The 15,722-nt window shown below is 73.9% G+C and carries 18 protein-coding genes; 9 read left to right on the top strand and 9 right to left on the bottom strand.

The window, feature by feature from the left end:
- Window positions 1–128: 128 nt before the first annotated feature.
- Window positions 129–602, bottom strand: a complete 474-nt coding sequence (locus NDAS_RS27960; RefSeq protein ID WP_013153139.1) for a nuclear transport factor 2 family protein — start codon at window positions 600–602, stop codon at window positions 129–131.
- A gap of 16 nt (window positions 603–618) precedes the next feature.
- On the bottom strand, window positions 619–1,515 hold the full coding sequence (locus NDAS_RS10420; RefSeq protein WP_013153138.1) for an oxidoreductase: 897 nt from the start codon (window positions 1,513–1,515) through the stop codon (window positions 619–621).
- Window positions 1,516–1,571: 56 nt separating this feature from the next.
- Between NDAS_RS10420 and NDAS_RS10415 the strand changes: the two genes are divergently transcribed.
- From NDAS_RS10415 to bioB, 3 genes are all read left to right on the top strand, one after another.
- On the top strand, window positions 1,572–2,189 hold the full coding sequence (locus NDAS_RS10415) for a TetR/AcrR family transcriptional regulator (RefSeq protein ID WP_041552673.1): 618 nt from the start codon (window positions 1,572–1,574) through the stop codon (window positions 2,187–2,189).
- Window positions 2,190–2,232: 43 nt separating this feature from the next.
- A complete protein-coding gene (locus NDAS_RS10410) occupies window positions 2,233–3,150 on the top strand; it encodes a phosphotransferase (protein ID WP_013153136.1) in 918 nt (305 codons plus the stop codon).
- A 253-nt stretch (window positions 3,151–3,403) separates the two neighbouring features.
- Complete coding sequence (bioB, locus tag NDAS_RS10405) at window positions 3,404–4,465, top strand: biotin synthase BioB (protein WP_013153135.1); 1,062 nt, start codon at window positions 3,404–3,406, stop codon at window positions 4,463–4,465.
- 61 nt (window positions 4,466–4,526) lie between these two features.
- Here bioB and NDAS_RS10400 read toward each other — a convergent pair whose 3' ends face one another.
- Together NDAS_RS10400 and NDAS_RS10395 are read right to left on the bottom strand one after the other, a co-directional pair.
- Window positions 4,527–4,814 (bottom strand): YiaA/YiaB family inner membrane protein, encoded by a 288-nt coding sequence (locus tag NDAS_RS10400; protein ID WP_013153134.1) that lies wholly within the window; start codon window positions 4,812–4,814, stop codon window positions 4,527–4,529.
- A 109-nt stretch (window positions 4,815–4,923) separates the two neighbouring features.
- Window positions 4,924–6,042: an NAD(P)/FAD-dependent oxidoreductase gene (locus NDAS_RS10395; protein WP_013153133.1), complete on the bottom strand. Its 1,119-nt coding sequence runs from the start codon at window positions 6,040–6,042 to the stop codon at window positions 4,924–4,926.
- Window positions 6,043–6,177: 135 nt separating this feature from the next.
- Between NDAS_RS10395 and ddaH the strand changes: the two genes are divergently transcribed.
- The 3 genes from ddaH (at window position 6,178) to NDAS_RS10380 (ending at window position 8,569) form a co-directional block, all read left to right on the top strand.
- A complete protein-coding gene (gene ddaH, locus NDAS_RS10390; protein WP_013153132.1) occupies window positions 6,178–6,951 on the top strand; it encodes a dimethylargininase in 774 nt (257 codons plus the stop codon).
- A gap of 166 nt (window positions 6,952–7,117) precedes the next feature.
- A complete protein-coding gene (locus NDAS_RS10385) occupies window positions 7,118–7,519 on the top strand; it encodes a RidA family protein (protein ID WP_013153131.1) in 402 nt (133 codons plus the stop codon).
- Window positions 7,520–7,612: 93 nt separating this feature from the next.
- On the top strand, window positions 7,613–8,569 hold the full coding sequence (locus NDAS_RS10380; protein WP_013153130.1) for a helix-turn-helix transcriptional regulator: 957 nt from the start codon (window positions 7,613–7,615) through the stop codon (window positions 8,567–8,569).
- 10 nt (window positions 8,570–8,579) lie between these two features.
- Here NDAS_RS10380 and NDAS_RS10375 read toward each other — a convergent pair whose 3' ends face one another.
- Window positions 8,580–9,155 carry a Uma2 family endonuclease gene (locus NDAS_RS10375; protein ID WP_013153129.1) on the bottom strand — a complete coding sequence of 192 codons (576 nt, stop codon included), beginning with the start codon at window positions 9,153–9,155 and terminating at the stop codon, window positions 8,580–8,582.
- Between the two features lie 136 nt (window positions 9,156–9,291).
- Between NDAS_RS10375 and NDAS_RS10370 the strand changes: the two genes are divergently transcribed.
- The gene (locus tag NDAS_RS10370; protein ID WP_041552670.1) at window positions 9,292–10,209 is read left to right on the top strand and encodes a GNAT family N-acetyltransferase; all 918 of its coding nucleotides are present in this window, start codon (window positions 9,292–9,294) and stop codon (window positions 10,207–10,209) included.
- On the opposite strand, the gene NDAS_RS10365 is transcribed toward NDAS_RS10370, so the two are convergent.
- The gene (locus NDAS_RS10365; protein WP_013153127.1) at window positions 10,187–11,203 is read right to left on the bottom strand and encodes a Gfo/Idh/MocA family protein; all 1,017 of its coding nucleotides are present in this window, start codon (window positions 11,201–11,203) and stop codon (window positions 10,187–10,189) included. The genes NDAS_RS10370 and NDAS_RS10365 overlap by 23 nt on opposite strands.
- Before the next feature lie 127 nt (window positions 11,204–11,330).
- Between NDAS_RS10365 and NDAS_RS10360 the strand changes: the two genes are divergently transcribed.
- Entirely contained in the window at window positions 11,331–11,747 is a 417-nt protein-coding gene (locus NDAS_RS10360; protein ID WP_041552668.1) for a hypothetical protein, read from the top strand.
- Here NDAS_RS10360 and NDAS_RS10355 read toward each other — a convergent pair.
- From NDAS_RS10355 to NDAS_RS10345, 3 genes are read right to left on the bottom strand one after another with little or no spacing between them, the layout of a single operon-like run.
- Entirely contained in the window at window positions 11,734–12,705 is a 972-nt protein-coding gene (locus NDAS_RS10355; RefSeq protein ID WP_013153126.1) for a DUF4097 family beta strand repeat-containing protein, read from the bottom strand. The two genes, NDAS_RS10360 and NDAS_RS10355, sit on opposite strands and share 14 nt — an antisense overlap.
- A gap of 46 nt (window positions 12,706–12,751) precedes the next feature.
- Entirely contained in the window at window positions 12,752–13,456 is a 705-nt protein-coding gene (locus NDAS_RS10350) for a response regulator transcription factor (RefSeq protein WP_019607246.1), read from the bottom strand.
- Window positions 13,453–14,772 (bottom strand): sensor histidine kinase, encoded by a 1,320-nt coding sequence (locus tag NDAS_RS10345; protein ID WP_041552665.1) that lies wholly within the window; start codon window positions 14,770–14,772, stop codon window positions 13,453–13,455. Before NDAS_RS10345 ends, NDAS_RS10350 begins: the two co-directional genes overlap by 4 nt.
- Before the next feature lie 192 nt (window positions 14,773–14,964).
- On the opposite strand from NDAS_RS10345, the gene NDAS_RS10340 reads away from it, so the two are divergent.
- Complete coding sequence (locus tag NDAS_RS10340; protein ID WP_126624982.1) at window positions 14,965–15,708, top strand: (2Fe-2S)-binding protein; 744 nt, start codon at window positions 14,965–14,967, stop codon at window positions 15,706–15,708.
- Window positions 15,709–15,722: the final 14 nt, after the last annotated feature.

The following is a 15,722-nucleotide window of genomic DNA, read 5'->3' as shown; positions in this document are numbered from 1 at the left end:
GGTCCGGGGCTCGGTTCGGGTACCGCCGTCTCAGGCGGCGTCCTCTGCGGCGAGGGCGGACTGGAAGACGCCGAAGTTCCCGGTCACCCACAGGGGCGTCAGCTTCACGCCGGCGACGCGCCAGCCGTTCAGGGTGCGGGCGAACCGGTTCGTTTGACATCCTCTCCCGCCCGGTCGCTGTCGCCCAGGCTGTTGGGCAGGTGGTGGCTCGCCCGCACGTGGGCCATACACGTGGCGTGGTCGTCCCCGTCGAAGGTGACCACGTGGTTCGTGCGCATGTGCTGCGCGGCCTGGAAGGACTCCGTCCGCGGCGCGGTACCCGCGACCCACGCGTCGGCGGTGAGGCGTACGGCCGGCGGGCCGAAGCCCTCGCCGAAGTCGACCTCGACCTCGTCCGTGAAGCAGGAGCGGAACAGCTCCCAGTCACGGGAGTCGGTTCCGGTGGCGTAGCGGGTCTGGACCTCGCTGATCTCGGCCCGGTCCAGCAGACGCCTGAGTTCGGCGTCGTGGGGCCGCGTGTGGTGTGTCCGCGTCAGGGGACGTTCCTTTCCTGGGGCGCGCCGGTGTCGACGGCGGCGGAGTCGGTGAACGGTCGGGTTCATGGCGCCGCTGGGGATGTCAGGCGGTGTGAGGTGTCCTCAGCGGAAAGGCCACTCCGGTGAGTTCCTCGGAGGCCCGCCACAGTCGGCGCGCGGCGTCGACGTCGCGCGCCTTCGCCGCGCGTGGGACCAGCTTCGGTGCGCCCCGGAGCCCCATCATGCGGCGGGGACCGGCGTAGCTGTCGCCGGGGACGTCCGCCGTGGCGGCGTAGAGCGTGGGCAGGGCGCCCTGTTCCGCGCTCTGCGTGACCAGACCGATCAGTGCCTGGCTCGCCCGCAGCCACAGGCCGCGCCCCTCCGTCCTCATCAGGTTCGTGGCGGAGATTCCGGGGTGGGCGGCCGTCGATGTCACCGGGGAACCGGCCTCGGCGAGGCGCCGCTGGAGTTCCGAGGCGAACAGGAGGTTGGCGAGTTTGGACTGGCCGTAGGCGGGATAGGCCCGGTAGGGCTTGCGCTCCCAGTTGAGGTCGGCGAAGTCGATCGAGCCGATCAGGTGCGCGAGCGAGGCCACCGTGACGACCCTTCCCCGGATCCGCGGCAGCAGCAGGTTCGTGAGCGCGAAGTGGCCGAGGTGGTTGGTCCCGAACTGCGACTCGAAACCGTCGGCGGTGCGGGACAACGGCGGGAGCGACAGGCCGGCGTTGTTGACGAGCAGGTCGACGGGCTCGGTGAGCCGCCGCGCGAACGCCCGTATCGAGGACAGGTCGGCGAGGTCGAGTTCGCGGACCTCGACGTCACCGGCCATCGTCGCGGCGGCGGCGCGGCCCCTGTCGAGGTCGCGGACGGCGAGCAGGACCCGGGCGCCGCGTTCGGCGAGGACGCGGGCGGTGACGCGTCCGATCCCGCTGTTCGCGCCGGTGACGACGGCGGTGCGGCCGGTCATGGAAGGGACGTCTTCGACGGACAACGGTGGCATGGCCCCGAATGTAGTCAGTGCAAACAATGATGTCAATGCAAACATCGCGTGTTAGGATGGCGGACGTGACCCCACCCGCCGGGCAGCGCCCCTACCACCACGGCAACCTCCGCAGCGCGATCCTCGACGCCGCCGCGCGCCAGCTGCGCGAGCACGGAGCGGACCAGCTCTCCCTGCGGGACCTGGCCAGGGAGGTCGGCGTGAGCCACGCCGCGCCGCGGAGGCACTTCGCCGACCGGCAGGCGCTCCTCGACGCCCTGGCCGAGGCGGGGTTCGTCCGGTTGGGCGAGGCGCTGCGCACCGCGCTGGCGGAGGCCGGGGACGCGTTCGACGTACGGGTGCACGGGGCCGTGCTGGCCTTTGCCCGTTTCGCCACCGAGAACGCCGCGCTGCTCGAACTGATGAACTCCGGCAAACACCGGCCGGGAGCCACACGGCTCGTCGAGGCGGCCGAGGCCGCCTTCGGGCAGGTCAGCGAGCTGATCGAGGAGGGCCAGGAGCGCGGCGCGCTCGAACACGGCGACCCCGAGCGCATCGGGATCATCCTGTACGCGACCGTGCAGGGCATCGCGACGATGGTCAACGGCGGCATGATCGACGCGGACAGGCTCGACGGGCTGGTCGAGACCGCGGTCGAGCAGTTCCTGCGGGGCGCCCGCCCCCACGGCCGGTAACCGTCCACCGGCCGAACCCACCGCCCCTCTATCGTTGCCGTTGATGACAACCCACGGAACGGACATCACCGAGGACCTGGTCCGGGACCTGCTGCGCGAGCGGCACCCCGACCTGGCGGACCTGCCCCTCAGACTCGGAGCGCGCGGCTGGGACAACCAGGTGTGGCGGCTCGGCGACGACCTCGCCGTCCGGCTGCCCTGGGCGACGCGGTCCGCGGACGCGCTGCTGCGCAAGGAACACACCTGGCTGCCCGCCCTCGCCCCGCTCCTTCCCCTGCCGGTCCCCGTCCCGCAGCGCCTCACCGAGCCCTCCGCACGGTTCCCGCGGCCCTGGCTCGTCACCACCTGGGTGCCCGGCGAACCCGCCGACCGCGCCCCCGCGACGCGCGCCGAGGAGGCCGCCGCCACCCTGGCCGCCTTCCTGACGGCCCTGCACCACCCCGCCCCGGACGACGCGCCGACGGGCCGGGACCGGGGGAACCCGCTGGCCGAGACCGCCGAGGACTTCACCCGAGGACTCGCCGCGGCCGTCGAACGGGGTCTGGTCCGCGACCCGGACGCCGTCCGCGCGGTCTGGGAGGACGCCGTCGCCGCGCCCGAGTGGGCGGGCCCGCGGGTGTGGCTCCACGGCGACCTGCACCCTGCCAACGTCCTGACCACGGGCGGCGACCTCTCGGGCGTGATCGACTTCGGCGACCTCTTCGCCGGTGACCCCGCCTGCGACCTCGCCGCCGCGTGGATCCTGCTGCCGGACGGCGCCGCCGACCTCTTCCACGCCGCCTACCGGCCGGGCCCGGACGCCGCGACCCTGCGCCGCGCCCGCGGCTGGGCGGTGCTGCGCGCCCTCAGCGGTATCCACATCGGGGACGCCGGGGTCCACGGCCGCCCCGGCGGCAAGGCCACCTGGGGACCGCCCGCCCACGCCTCGTTGCGGCGCCTCACCGCGTCGCTCCAGCGGTGACCGGGGGGTGTCCCGGCGGAAGCCGCTGACCAGAGCCTCACTCCCTCAGCGGTTCCCGCCGCCCCGGCCCGCGCCCGGCGGCCCCAGGCGACGAAGACCGGCGCCAGCGGCCACCGGGCGGCCCGGAGCCCCCTGCGGAGCCCCCGGCGGGAGGAGGGACGGGGCAAACAGCCGCCCCGCACAAGACTTCCGCCGCGTTTTTGGCTGGTTAGGCGACTGCGCCGTCCGCGTCCGGAGCCCCAGGATCATCCCCGTGACCACATTCCTTCCCCTGGCCGAGAAGGCCCTTCGCCGCGAGACGCCCACCCGCGCCGAACTCCTCGGAGTTCTGAGCAGCTCCGACGACGACCTGATGGACCTGGTCGCCGCGGCCTTCCGCGTCCGACGGCGTTACTTCGAGCGCCGCGTCAAGCTCAACTACCTCGTGAACGTCAAGAGCGGACTGTGCCCGGAGGACTGCTCCTACTGCTCCCAGCGCCTGGGCTCCGACGCCGGAATCGTCAGGTACACCTGGCTCAGGCCCGACCAGACCCGCGAGGCCGCCTCCCACGGGGTGAGGGCGGGCGCCACCCGGGTCTGCCTGGTGGCCAGCGGGCGCGGCCCCACCGACCGCGACGTGGAACGGCTGGCCCCCGCCATCGAGGGCATCAAGAGCGAGCACCCCGGCGTGGAGGTGTGCGCCTGCCTGGGTCTGCTCTCCGAGGGCCAGGCCGACCGGCTGCGCCGGGCCGGGGCCGACGCCTACAACCACAACCTCAACACCTCGGAGGAGCGCTACGCCGACATCTGCACCACCCACGCGTTCGCCGACCGGGTGGACACCGTGACCCGGGCGAAGCAAGCGGGCCTGTCCCCCTGCTCCGGGCTGATCGCCGGGATGCGGGAGAGCGACGACGACCTGGTCGACGCCCTGTTCGCGCTGCGCGAACTGGAACCGGACTCGGTGCCGGTCAACTTCCTCATGCCCTTCGAGGGCACCCCGCTGGAGGGCACCTGGGAGCTGACCCCGCAGCGGTGCCTGCGCGTCCTGGCCGCCGCCCGGTTCGTCTTCCCCGACGTGGAGGTGCGCCTGGCGGGCGGCCGCGAGATCCACCTGCGCTCCCTCCAGCCGCTGGCGCTGCACATCGCCAACTCGGTGTTCCTGGGCGACTACCTCACCAGCGAGGGACAGGCGGGCCGGGCCGACCTGGAGATGATCGAGGACGCCGGTTTCACCGTGCAGGGCGCGGGCGAGCCCACCCTGCCCAGGGAGCGCCACGACCTGCTCAGGCCGCGCCGGAGGGGCGCCGGAACCGCTCTTCCGCCCAACGCCTGACACCGGCGCGGCCCGGGGCGCGGCGCGCTCCGTCCCCGCGCGCCGCGCCGACCCGTCCCGCTCAGGAGCGCGGGACGGGCTGCTCCGCGTTCCAGACGGGGATCTGCTGGTAGTTCTGGGCGGCCTCGGCGGCCAGCGCGTCCTCCTGCCGGTCGCGCACGCACTTGGCCAGGGTGAACGTGGACGTGACCACGTAGAGCAGGCCCAGGCCGAGGAAGGCCCGGATCCACAGGTCGACGGGGAGGTAGACGATCCCCGCGCCCACTCCGACCGACGCCGCGCCGAAGGACAGGACGGACTGGAGGAAGAACTGCGGGGTGGACCGGGGCTGGGGGGTGTAGGGGTTCATGCGTCCATGCTGACGGCTCCCCCGACCGCGCGCCTGAGTACCGCTACTCAACTCCACGCCTGGCCCCGCCGGCCCCGGACGGTCCGGGCCGCTCCCGCCGCGGACGGGGTCAGGCGGGGGCCATGGGCCGGTCGGGCCGGAAGGGGGACAGGTCCACGCCGGGGTCCTCCCCCATGGCCAGCCGGGCGGCGACCAGCCCCTGGAAGGGCCCGAAGGTCAGCCCCTCGCCGCCCAGCCCGGTCGCCACCACCACACCGGGCAGCCGTTCCACGGTCCCCAACAGCTGCCGTCCGTCGTGCGTGCACGGCCGCAGCCCCACCCGCGTCTCCACCACCGTGGCGTCCGCCAGTTCGGGCAGCACCTCGACCGCGGTGGAGAGGTTGTGCAGCAGGCCCGACGCCGTCACCCGCCGGTCGAACCCGGCCTCCGGTTCCCACGTGCCGCCGGTGACCACCCGGTCGGGGCCGAAGGCCGACACGAAGTACCCGCGCTCGCCGAACCGCACCACCGGCCAGGCGCGGGTGTCGCGCCCCGGCAGCGCGAAGTGCGTCACCTGCCCGCGCACCGGGTGCACGGGCAGGTCCACACCGGCGGTCGCCAGCAGTCCGGCCGACCACGCGCCCGCGGCCACCACGACCACGGGCGCCTCCAGGGCCTCGCTCCCCACCCGCACACCGCCCACCCGGCGGCCGTCCCACAGCAGGCGGCACTCCCCCTTGAAGTAGCGCAGTCCCCGCTCCTCGGCGGCGTTGAACAGGGCGACCCGCGCCGCCGCCCCGTTCAGCCGGGCCATGCCCTCCACGAACACCCCGCCGTAGGCTTCGGGCAGGAGCGGGAACCGCTCGCGCGGCCCGCCCGGGGCCAGGCGCTCCACCGCGCCCATCGTCGCGAACTCCGGGCGCTCGGACAGGTTGCGCAGCAGGTCGAACCCGGCGTCGTCGCCCTCCCGGTCCACGGACAGGCCCCCGACCACCTCGTAACCGGTGGCCTGGCCGTCCTCGGCCAGCTCGGCCATCAGCCGCGGGTAGTGCTCGGCCGCGCGGGCCTTGAAGTCCCACACCGGCGGCTCGTCCCACGGCAGCGGCCAGGGGAAGACCACCCCCAACCCGGCGGCCGTGGCCTGCCCGGGGTGCGAGGCGTCCACCAGCGCGGTGGACACGCCCTTCCTGGCCAGGTGGAACGCCGCGCTCGTCCCCACGATCCCGCCGCCGACAATGATCACGTCCATGGCCACCACCCTGCCCCCGCCCGCACCGGCGAACAAGCCGAACGACCCGCGTGCCGCGTCCGGAAAAAGGGTACGGGTGCGCGATAGGTTGTGCTCTTCCCAGATCCCGGCGCCGCACCCCTGGAGGACGTGTACGTGGACGGATACACCTACTACGGGGTCGCCCTGATGCGCCGCCCCGGCCCCGACCTGGCACGGGGCGCCGCCCCCCGCACGGAGGTGGACCCGGTCCTGGCAGCGCGCCAGTACACGATCTACCAGGAGGCCGTCGCCTCGGCCGGGTGGCGGGTGTGCGAGGTCGAACCGGCGCCCGAGCACCCCGACGCGGTGTTCGTGGAGGACACCGTGGTGGTGTGCGAGGACCTGGCGGTCCTGACCCGCCCCGGCGCGCGTGAGCGCCGCGGCGAGGTGGAGGGGGTCGAGGCGGCGGTGCGCAGGCTCGGCCTGCGGGTGGCGCGGGTGGAGGCGCCCGGGACCCTGGACGGCGGTGACGTGCTCCAGGTGGGGTCGACCGTCTACGTGGGGGTGGGCGGGCGCACCGACGCCGAGGGCGCCGCCCAGCTCGAACAGCTGCTCAAGCCGCTGGGCCGGGAGGTCGTGCGCGTGGGTATGGGCGCGGCACCGCACCTGAAGTCGGCGGTGACCGCGCTGCCCGACGGCACGCTGGTGGGCCTGCCCGAGCTGGTGGAGGCCGGCGCGCTGCCTCCCGTGCGCCGTGCGGCCGAGGAGCGGGGCGCACACGTGCTGCCCCTGGGCGGACGCGACGTGCTGGTCAGCGCCGCCGCGCACGAGACGATCCACCAGCTGAGCGCCGACCGGTGGCGGGTGCTGCCGGTGGACGTCTCCGAGTTCGAGAAGCTGGAGGCGTGCGTGACCTGCCTGAGCGTCCTGATCCCCGACCGGTCCTGAGAGGTCGGCGGCGCGGATCGGCGCGGGAGGGCACGCCGTTCGGTCCCGGCCCCCTCCCTCAGGCCGGGGGAGGCGGGCCCTCTGCCGTGGGCAGAACCGGAACCCGCGGCCCCCGCGCGGTCGTTGACGGGGGTGCCGGAGACCGACAGAAACCCCCGGGAGAACGATGAGCGCCGTCCGACTGATCCGCAGCCAGACCCTGACCGAGGCCGTGGACTACGCCTACGCCGCCACGGTCCGGGCGCCCGCGCGCGTGGTGTGGACCGCGGGCGCCTGCCCGCTCGACGGGGACGGCCGCACCGTCGCGGTCGGCGACTACGCGGGCCAGGCCGAGCAGGTCATGCGCAACCTGCGCACCGCGCTGAACGACGCCGGAGCCGATCTGGCCGACGTCGTCAAGACCACGGTCTACGTCGCCTCCGACCGTCAGGAGGACCTGGTGGCGGCCTGGGAGGTGGTGCGCGCGCACCTGGGCGGGCACGACGCGCCCAGCACCCTGCTCGGGGTGGCCGTGCTCGGCTACGACGACCAGCTGGTCGAGGTGGAGGCGGTCGCCGTGACCGGCTGAGGCATCCCTCCCCCGCCCTGAGTATCCCGCCCGACCGGCCGGCGCCAGGAGTGGAGGACCGAAAGCGTCCTCCGCTCCTGGCACACTGCCGACATGAGAGCGACCTCCGCGCGCCTGCTGCGCCTGCTGTCCCTGCTCCAGACCCGCAAGGACTGGCCGGGCGGCGAACTCGCCGACCGCCTCCAGGTGAGTCCGCGCACCGTCCGCCGCGACGTGGACCGCCTCCGCGAGCTGGGCTACCCCATCCAGGCCACCATGGGTACCGGGGGCGGCTACCAGCTCGGCGCGGGCGCCGCCCTGCCGCCCCTGCTGCTGGACGACGACGAGGCCGTGGCGGTCGCGGTCGGGCTGCGCACCGCCGCCCAGGGCGGGGTGTCGGGGATCGAGGAGACCTCGGTGCGCGCCCTGGCCAAGCTCTTGCAGGTGCTGCCCTCGCGGCTGCGGCGCCGGGTGGACGCCCTGGGCGCCTTCACCGTCCCCATGCCCTCCGACGGGCCCACGGTGGACGCCGACGTGCTCGCGCTGGTGGCCGCCACCTGCCGGGACAGCGAACGGCTGCGCTTCGACTACGAGCGCCACGACGGCAGCGCCTCGCGCCGGGTGGTGGAGCCCCACCGGCTGGTCTCGCGCGGGCGGCGCTGGTACCTGGTGGCCTGGGACACCGAACGCGACGACTGGCGCACCTTCCGGGTGGACCGGATGCGCCCGCTCACGCCGACCGGACCGCGGGTGCCCCCGCGCGACCCGCCCGAGCAGGGGGTCGCCGCCTACCTGCGGGAACGCATCGACGTGCACATGTGGCCCGTGCAGGCGCGGATCAGGCTGTTCGTCCCGGCGGAGGAGGCCGAGCGCACGGCGGCGGGCTTCGGGCGGATCGAGCCGGTGGACGAGCGCTCGTGCGTTCTGGTGTGCTCCGGGGACTCGCTGCTCCACATGGCCTGCTACCTGGGCATGCTCGACGTGGAGATGGAGGTGGAGGAGCCCGCCGAACTGCGCGGGCACATGTCGCGCCTGTCGGAGAGGTTCGGCCGCGCGGCGGCCTCGGGCTGAGCCCGCGCGTTCAGAGTCGGTGGACCTCGGTCAGGTCGATGTCCACGGGGTAGGGGAACTCGACCTTGAGCCGGTCGTGGTGGATACCGGTGGGCACATAACAGGCCTTGGCCGGGTCCAGCTCGTACACGTACACCACGGGCGAGCTGTCGTTGTTCTCCACCCGCCAGAAGTGGGGGATGCCCGCCTGGGCATAGAGCTGGGGCTTACGGTGCCGATCCCGCTCCATGGACTCCTGCGACACCACCTCGACCGCAAGCGCCACCGCATCCGGGAGGAAGGTGCTCTGCCGGTTGTCCACCGCCTCGGTGGCCACAACCATGATGTCCGGCTCGGGGCGCTGGCGCGGTCCGAGCGTCACGGTCATCTCACGGCGCACACGGTAGTGAGCTGGAACCGTGTGGCGTAGACCGATGGTGAGCAGGTCCATCACAACGCTGTGGAAGCCCATCTGGGGACTCACGAGGACGAGGCTCCCGTCGATCAGTTCTGTGTGGGGAGGGAGGTCGGGCAGAGTGTCCAGGTCCTCGGCTCTGAATCCCCTGCTCGGGGGGATGAGCCAGTCCGGTACCGGCTGTGCGCACATACCCGCCTACCCGTCGTGGGAGTTCCCTGTGCGGTAATCGTAGCCCGCCCCGCCTCTGACAGGGCGGAGTTCGCCCGAACGCACGCCAAAACCACTACTTTAGGGAGTCGTTTCTTTCCGGAGAGTAGTGAAAGTAGTGGTGCAGGTGACCATCCACGACCACGGACCCGAACTGCGCGACCTGAGCGCGCCGCCCACCGTCCGGGACCTGTGCCCCGGCTACCGCCTCGCCCGCTGGGACTCCCCCGCGACCCTGGCCCCGCCCTGCCGGGAACGCCTGCACCGCGTCCTGCGCGACCTGGCCGCGCGGGCCTTCGGCGCCGACCACTCGTCCTACTGGCGCGCCCGGATCGACGCCGGGTTCTTCGACCAGGTCGCCTCCCTGGCGCTGATCCTGGGCCCCGACGGCTCCCCCGTCGGCTGGGGCGGCTACCACCGCCGCCGCTTCGCCTCCCGGCGCGCCGTGTACCTGGACGCGGCGGGCGTGGTCCCCGCCCACCGCCGCTCGGGCCTGTCCGCCGCCCTGATGATCCACTTCCTGACCCGAGAGGTCCTCGCCCACCCGCTGCGGACCACCTACGTCGTCCTGCGCACCCGCCACCCGGCCGTCTACGCCGCGTGGCGCCAGAGCCTGGGCGACGCGCGCGTCTTCCCCAACGAACTCCGGCCCCTCCCCGCTCGGGTCCGGCGCGTCGCGGGCGAGGCCGCCGAGTGGCTGGGCGACGGGCCCAACCTGGACCCCGACACGCTGCTGATCCACGACGCCTACCGCGTGTTCGACGGCCGGATCTACGGCACCCGGCCCCGCAGCGGCCACCTCGCTCTCGACGACTACTTCGCCCACGAGGTCGGCCCCCGCGACGCCGTGCTGATGGTGGTACGCATGAGCGTGCCCGCCCTGGCACGGGCCACCGCCGCACGCCTGCTGCACGCGCGTCGGCGCCCGCGGGAGGCCGGGGACCTTCCCGCGGGCGCCGGGGAACCAGGGCGTGGGACCGCTCCCAAGAAGGAGACGGAGGGAGCGGCCGGGATCATGCCAGGGGCACGGCCTTGACCGTGGCCGGGCTGTAGACCAGGCCGCCCACGTCACGGATCTGGTCCATGATCCGGGCCAGGCGCAGGCTCTCGGCCCAGGGCATGTCGGGGCTCTCCAGCTCACCGGCGGCCACGCACCGCGCGACCTCCTCGGCCTCGTACTCGTAGCCGTTGGCGCGGAAGGGCCGGGAGAAGGCCTCCGGCTCGTGGCCGTCGCGGTGCAGCACCACGTCGGTGGCCATCCAGAAGTTCGGGATCTCCAGCCTGCCCTTCGTCCCGGCCAGCACCCCCCGGTTGGGCAGCGTGGTCCGCGAGGCGCACGACAGCGAGCCGGTGCCCCCGTTCTCACCGCGCACGAGCACGGTGGTGGCGGTGTCCACCATCCGGTCGGGCGACAGGTGGCGGGTGGCGCCCACCACGGTCAGCTCGCCCAGGTGCTGGGAGGCGAAGGCCAGCGGGTACACGCCCAGGTCGAGCAGGGCGCCGCCGCCCAGGTCGGCGTTGAAGAGGCGGTGGTCGGGGTCGTAGGGGGCGTTGAAGCCGAACTCGGCCGAGAGCCAGCGCACCTCGCCGATCGCGCCGTCCTCCACCAGGTCGCGGACCAGGCGGGAGGCGGGCAGGTAGCGCGTCCACATCGCCTCCATCAGGAAGAGGCCGCCCTCGCGGGCCGCCTCGGCCATCTGCGAGACCTGGAGGGCGTTCATCGCCATGGGCTTCTCGACCAGGACGTGTTTGCCCGCCCTGAGGCAGGTCAGGGTGTTGGGGTGGTGCCAGGGGTGGGGGGTGGCCACGTACACGGCGTCCACGTTCGGGCTCTGGGCCAGGGCCTCGTAGCTGCCGTGGCGTTCGGGGACGTCCCAGGCCCGGCCGAACTCCTCGGCGCGCTCGGGGGTGCGCGAGCCGACCGCGGTGAGCCGGGCCGTGGGGGTGGACCCGAGCGCCTCGGCGAAGGAGTGGGCGATACCGCCGGTCCCGAGCACGCCCCAGCGCAGTACGCCGTTTTCATCTGTCATGGGAGCATCCTAAAAAACAGGGCCTCGCCGGGGTGCGGGCGGGGAAGGTGCTCGGTTTCCGCGGCCGCGGCCCGTACGGTGGCCAGGAGACGGGCGAGGCGCCCGCAGGCCACGAACGGAGGGGGATATGTCGGACAACCCAGGCACTCTCGCCCAGAGGCTCGGGGTACGCCCCGGCGACCGGCTGCTCGTCCTCAACGCCCCCGAGCGCTACCTGCGGCTGCTGGAACCGCCCCCCGACATCCACATCGACCTGGGCCCCATCGAGGGCGCCGATTACGACGACGTGCACCTGTTCGCCCTGGACCGGGGCACCGTGGGCCGTGAGGCGCCCCGCGTCCTGGAGGTGGTGGGGCCGGGCACCCGCCTGTGGGTGTGCTATCCCCGGCGCGGCGGCACCATCATCACCGACCTGGCCGCGGACCGGGGCTGGGATCCGCTCCTGGACTCGGGGTGGCGCGGTACCGCCCAGGTGCCGATCGACTCGGACTGGGCGGCACTGCGCTTCGAACGCGCCGGAGCGGGCCGGTCTAACCCGACGTGACGCTGAGCGCGCCGCTGACGGTGTCGGCCTGGATGCGGGCCTCCGCCTCCGGGGAGGTGTCCACGTCCACGCGGCGTTCCCCGGACGCGGACTCCCCGGTGACCTCGTAGGCGCCCTCGGGCACCCGCACGTCGATCCCGCCGCTGATGCTCTCCAGGCTCATCAGGTCGAAGGCGTCGTCGGTGGCGACCCCGATGCCCCCCGAGACCGTGGAGACCTGGGCCTCGGTGAAGCCCCCGCCCACCCGGACGTCGCCGCTGGTGGACTCGGCCACGATCGTGCGCGCGCCGAACCCGGACACGTCCACGTCACCGGAGGTGCTCGCGGCCTGGAGGTGTTCGCCCGTCCCCTCGGCGATGATCCGGCCGCTGGTGGTCTCCGCGACCACGGAACCCTCCACCCCGGTCACGTCGATCGTGCCGCTGACGGACTCGGCGGTGACGTCGCCGCTGTTGCCGTCCACCCGCACCTCGCCGCTGATGCTGCCCAGCTCCAGCTCGCCGTCGACGTTCTCCACGCTGATCCGGCCGTTGACCGTCTCCACGCTCACCGCGGTCCCCACCGGGACCGCGACCTCGTAGTCGATCCGGCAGCCGTCGAAGAACGGCACGCCCAGGCACGCGGCCTCCACCTGGAGGGCGCCGTCGTCCTCCTCGATGTCCTCCTCCGGTTCGGTGAGGGGGGTTCCGCGCAGGGTGCGGTCCACCTGCACCCGCTCGGAGCCGCCGGTGAGGACGACGTCGCCGCCGGTGCCGTTCTCGATCTCCACGGCCTGGGGCGCGCCGTAGGCGTCGCTGCGTGTGCCGCGGTCCACGCCCACGTTGCCCAGGACGGAGACGGCGGTCGCCACCACCACGCCCAGCACCAGCACCGCGCCCAGGAGCAGCCACGGGCCCACGCGGAACCCGCGCGGCTCCTTGCTCGAAGAGGCGTACAGGCCCCGTGCCTTGAATGTCACTGTTCTTCCTTCCTCGTTGGGCTCGCGCCCCCTCTGGTGTCCGCGGTCAGTCCCGGTCCGCGCCGCGCAGGTAGCGCAGCACGGCCTGCACCCTGCGGTGGTCGTGGTCGTCGTGGCCCAGGTCCAGCTTGGTGAAGATCGATCGGATGTGCTTCTCCACGGCGCGTTCGGTGACGGTCAGCCGCGAGGCCACGCCCGCGTTGTTCAGCCCCTGCGCCATGAGCTCCAGCACCTCGGTCTCGCGCGGGGTGAGCCGGGCCAGGGCGTTGTCGCGCCGTCGGCTGAGCAGCTGCGAGACCACCTCCGGGTCGATGGCGGCGCCGCCCCCGGCGACGCGGCGCAGCACCGACAGGAACTCGTCGATGTCGGCGACCCGGTCCTTGAGCAGGTAGCCGACCCTGCTGGCCCCGCTGCCGAGCAGGTCGGCGGCGTAGCGGCTGACCACGTGCTGGGACAGCAGCAGCACCGCCACCTCCGGGTACTTCTGGCGGATGGCGATACCCGCCTGGATGCCCTCCTCGGAGTAGGTGGGCGGCATGCGGATGTCGACCAGGCACAGGTCCACGTCGGGGTGCTCCTCCACCGCCCGCATCAGCGCGTCGGCGTCGCCGACCTGTGCGACGATCTCCACCCCCGCGTCCTCCAGCAGGCGGGCCATCCCGCTGCGCAGCAGCACCGAGTCCTCGGCGATGACCACCCTGGGCCCTCTCTCCGCGGGCTGGACGGGGTTCGCACCGGTGTACACGGTCATGCCTCCCAAGGGATGTCGGCGGTCAGGACGGTGCCCTCACCGGCCGGGCTGTGGATGGTCAGGACGCCGTCGACCGCGTCCACGCGGTCCCACAGGCCGTTCAGGCCCGTGCCCGCCCGGGGAGCGGCCCCTCCGGAGCCGTCGTCGGTGACGGTGAGCCGCAGCAGGTCGCCGCCGTTGCGGGCGGGGCGCGACACCCGCTCCGCGGCCACGGTGACCCCGGTGGCGCCGGAGTGCTTGGCGACGTTGTTCAGCGCCTCGCAGGCCACGTAGTAGGCCACCCCCTCGGCGCGCGGGGAGGGGCGCTCCTCCAACTCGACGTCCACCCGCACGGGGACCGGGGCGCGCCCGGCGGCCACGGGCAGGGCCGCGCCCAGTCCGTGGTCGGTCAGGACCCGGGGGTGGAGTCCGCGCGCCACCTGGCGCAGCTCGTCCATGACCTCCCGGGACTCGCGCTGGGCCTCGGTGATCAGCTCCAGGGCCGTGTCGGGGTCGGTGGCCACGCGCGAGCGCGCCCGGGTCAGGGTCATGGTCAGGGCGAGCAGGCGCTGCTGGGCGCCGTCGTGCAGGTCGCGTTCGATGCGGCGGCGCTCGGCCTCGGCGGCGTCGACCATGCGCAGGCGGCTGTCCTGGACGTGCAGCAGGCGGCGGCGGATGCGCACCTCGGGCGCCTCGAACAGCAGCCTGCGGTGCAGCAGGACCTCGGTGGCGACCATGTAGGGGGCCAGGCGCAGTCCGACGAGGGCGCACAGCGGCCCGAACACGACCAGGACCAGGGGTCCGACCAGGTCGCCGGGAGAGCCCATCACCAGCACGAACACGATCCCCATTAGGGCGCCCGCGACCGACGCCCCGCCGCACACCACCAGCGCCACCACCACGCCCCCGGCCAGCAGGCCGTGGATCCCGGCGACGGTGCTGTAGACGACCGCCGACCAGGCGTCGCGGCCGAACACGAACCGCCAGGCTCGCACGAGCGGCTTGTCGTGGGCCAGGGGGTCGGGCGGGCTGGTCTCCACGATCCCGAACACGTTGTCCAGCCGGTTGCGCTGGACCCGGCAGGACAGGCGGGCCAGCAGGGTCGCCAGGGCCGGGAGGCCGACCAGGAAGGCGAGCGAGTCCGAGAGCAGCCGGTCGGGGACGAGCCGGGACACCTCGGGCAGCCAGGGGCCGGAGACCGCGAAGCCGACCCAGGTGGCCGAGACCACCAGCATGAACGCGGGCACCAGGTAGCACAGGGCCAGGGCCAGCGAGGTCATCAGGTGCAGGACCTCGACCACGCGCACGCGCCAGCCGGCCCCGTAGGCTTCGGCCACGCGGGGCAGGGCGGAGAGGGCGGTGAGGAACCCTCCTCTCCCGCCGTTCCTGGCTCTGGTGCGCGTGTTCTGACCGGTCACGCAACCAATCTAGGTTCGGCGGCCCGGGGGCACGAACCCAACAGCACGTGGAGTGCCGGTGGTGCTGGCACCACCCGGGCGTCTCCGGGCGAAGGGAAGGGCGGGTACGGGGTGGACGGAGCGGGGACGACGGCGGTGCGGCCGGTCCTGGCGGAGGTCGGTCGGGTCAACACGCTGTTCGCCGTGGAGACGGTCCCTCCCGGCCCGGGTTGGCTGCCGCTGGGAGGCGGCGGGGCCCTGGAGCCCCGTGCCCTGGCGGCCGAGGTGGAGCGGGTGCGCGGACACCTGGCGCGGTTGGCGGCGCGGCCGGACGCGGTGGTGGAGTGGCGGGTGGCGGCGTCGGTGTTCCAGCAGGGGCTGGCGACGCGGCTGCTGTCGCCGGTGCTGGCGGCCGGACTGTGCCACGGGGTGCTGGTGGACGCGGCGCGGTTCCACTGGGACCCGCGCCGGGAGGGGCCGGTGGTGCTGCGCACCGCGCAGGAGGGGGCCGCGGCGGTGACCGGGGGGACGGCGGAACTGGCCGACTGGGTCGAGCACACGGTGGTCCTCGGCGTCCTGGCCCGTGCGGCACGGGGACTGGCCGGGGCGGGCAGCGTGGCGCCGGGGCTGCTGCGGGGCAACACCGCCGCGGCCCTGGCCGGGGCCGTACGCGCCCTGGGCGCCGACCGGCCCGCGGTGCGCGTGCGGGCCCGGGAGGTGGCCGATGACCTGCTGGGCCGCCCCTCCCTGGCCGGGACCGGCGGCCACACGGGGGTGGACGCCTCGGGACTGGGGGTGTTCCGGCGCACCACGTGCTGCCTGTACTACCGGGTTCCGGGCGCGGGGTACTGCGGGGACTGCGCCCTGCGCCGCTGAGTGACCCACGCCCG

The sequence above is a fragment of the Nocardiopsis dassonvillei subsp. dassonvillei DSM 43111 genome, assembly GCF_000092985.1.
Taxonomy (GTDB): Bacteria; Actinomycetota; Actinomycetes; order Streptosporangiales; family Streptosporangiaceae; genus Nocardiopsis; species Nocardiopsis dassonvillei.
Note: the sequence above shows the minus strand (reverse complement) of the source record. Positions and strands in the feature narration are given on the sequence as shown.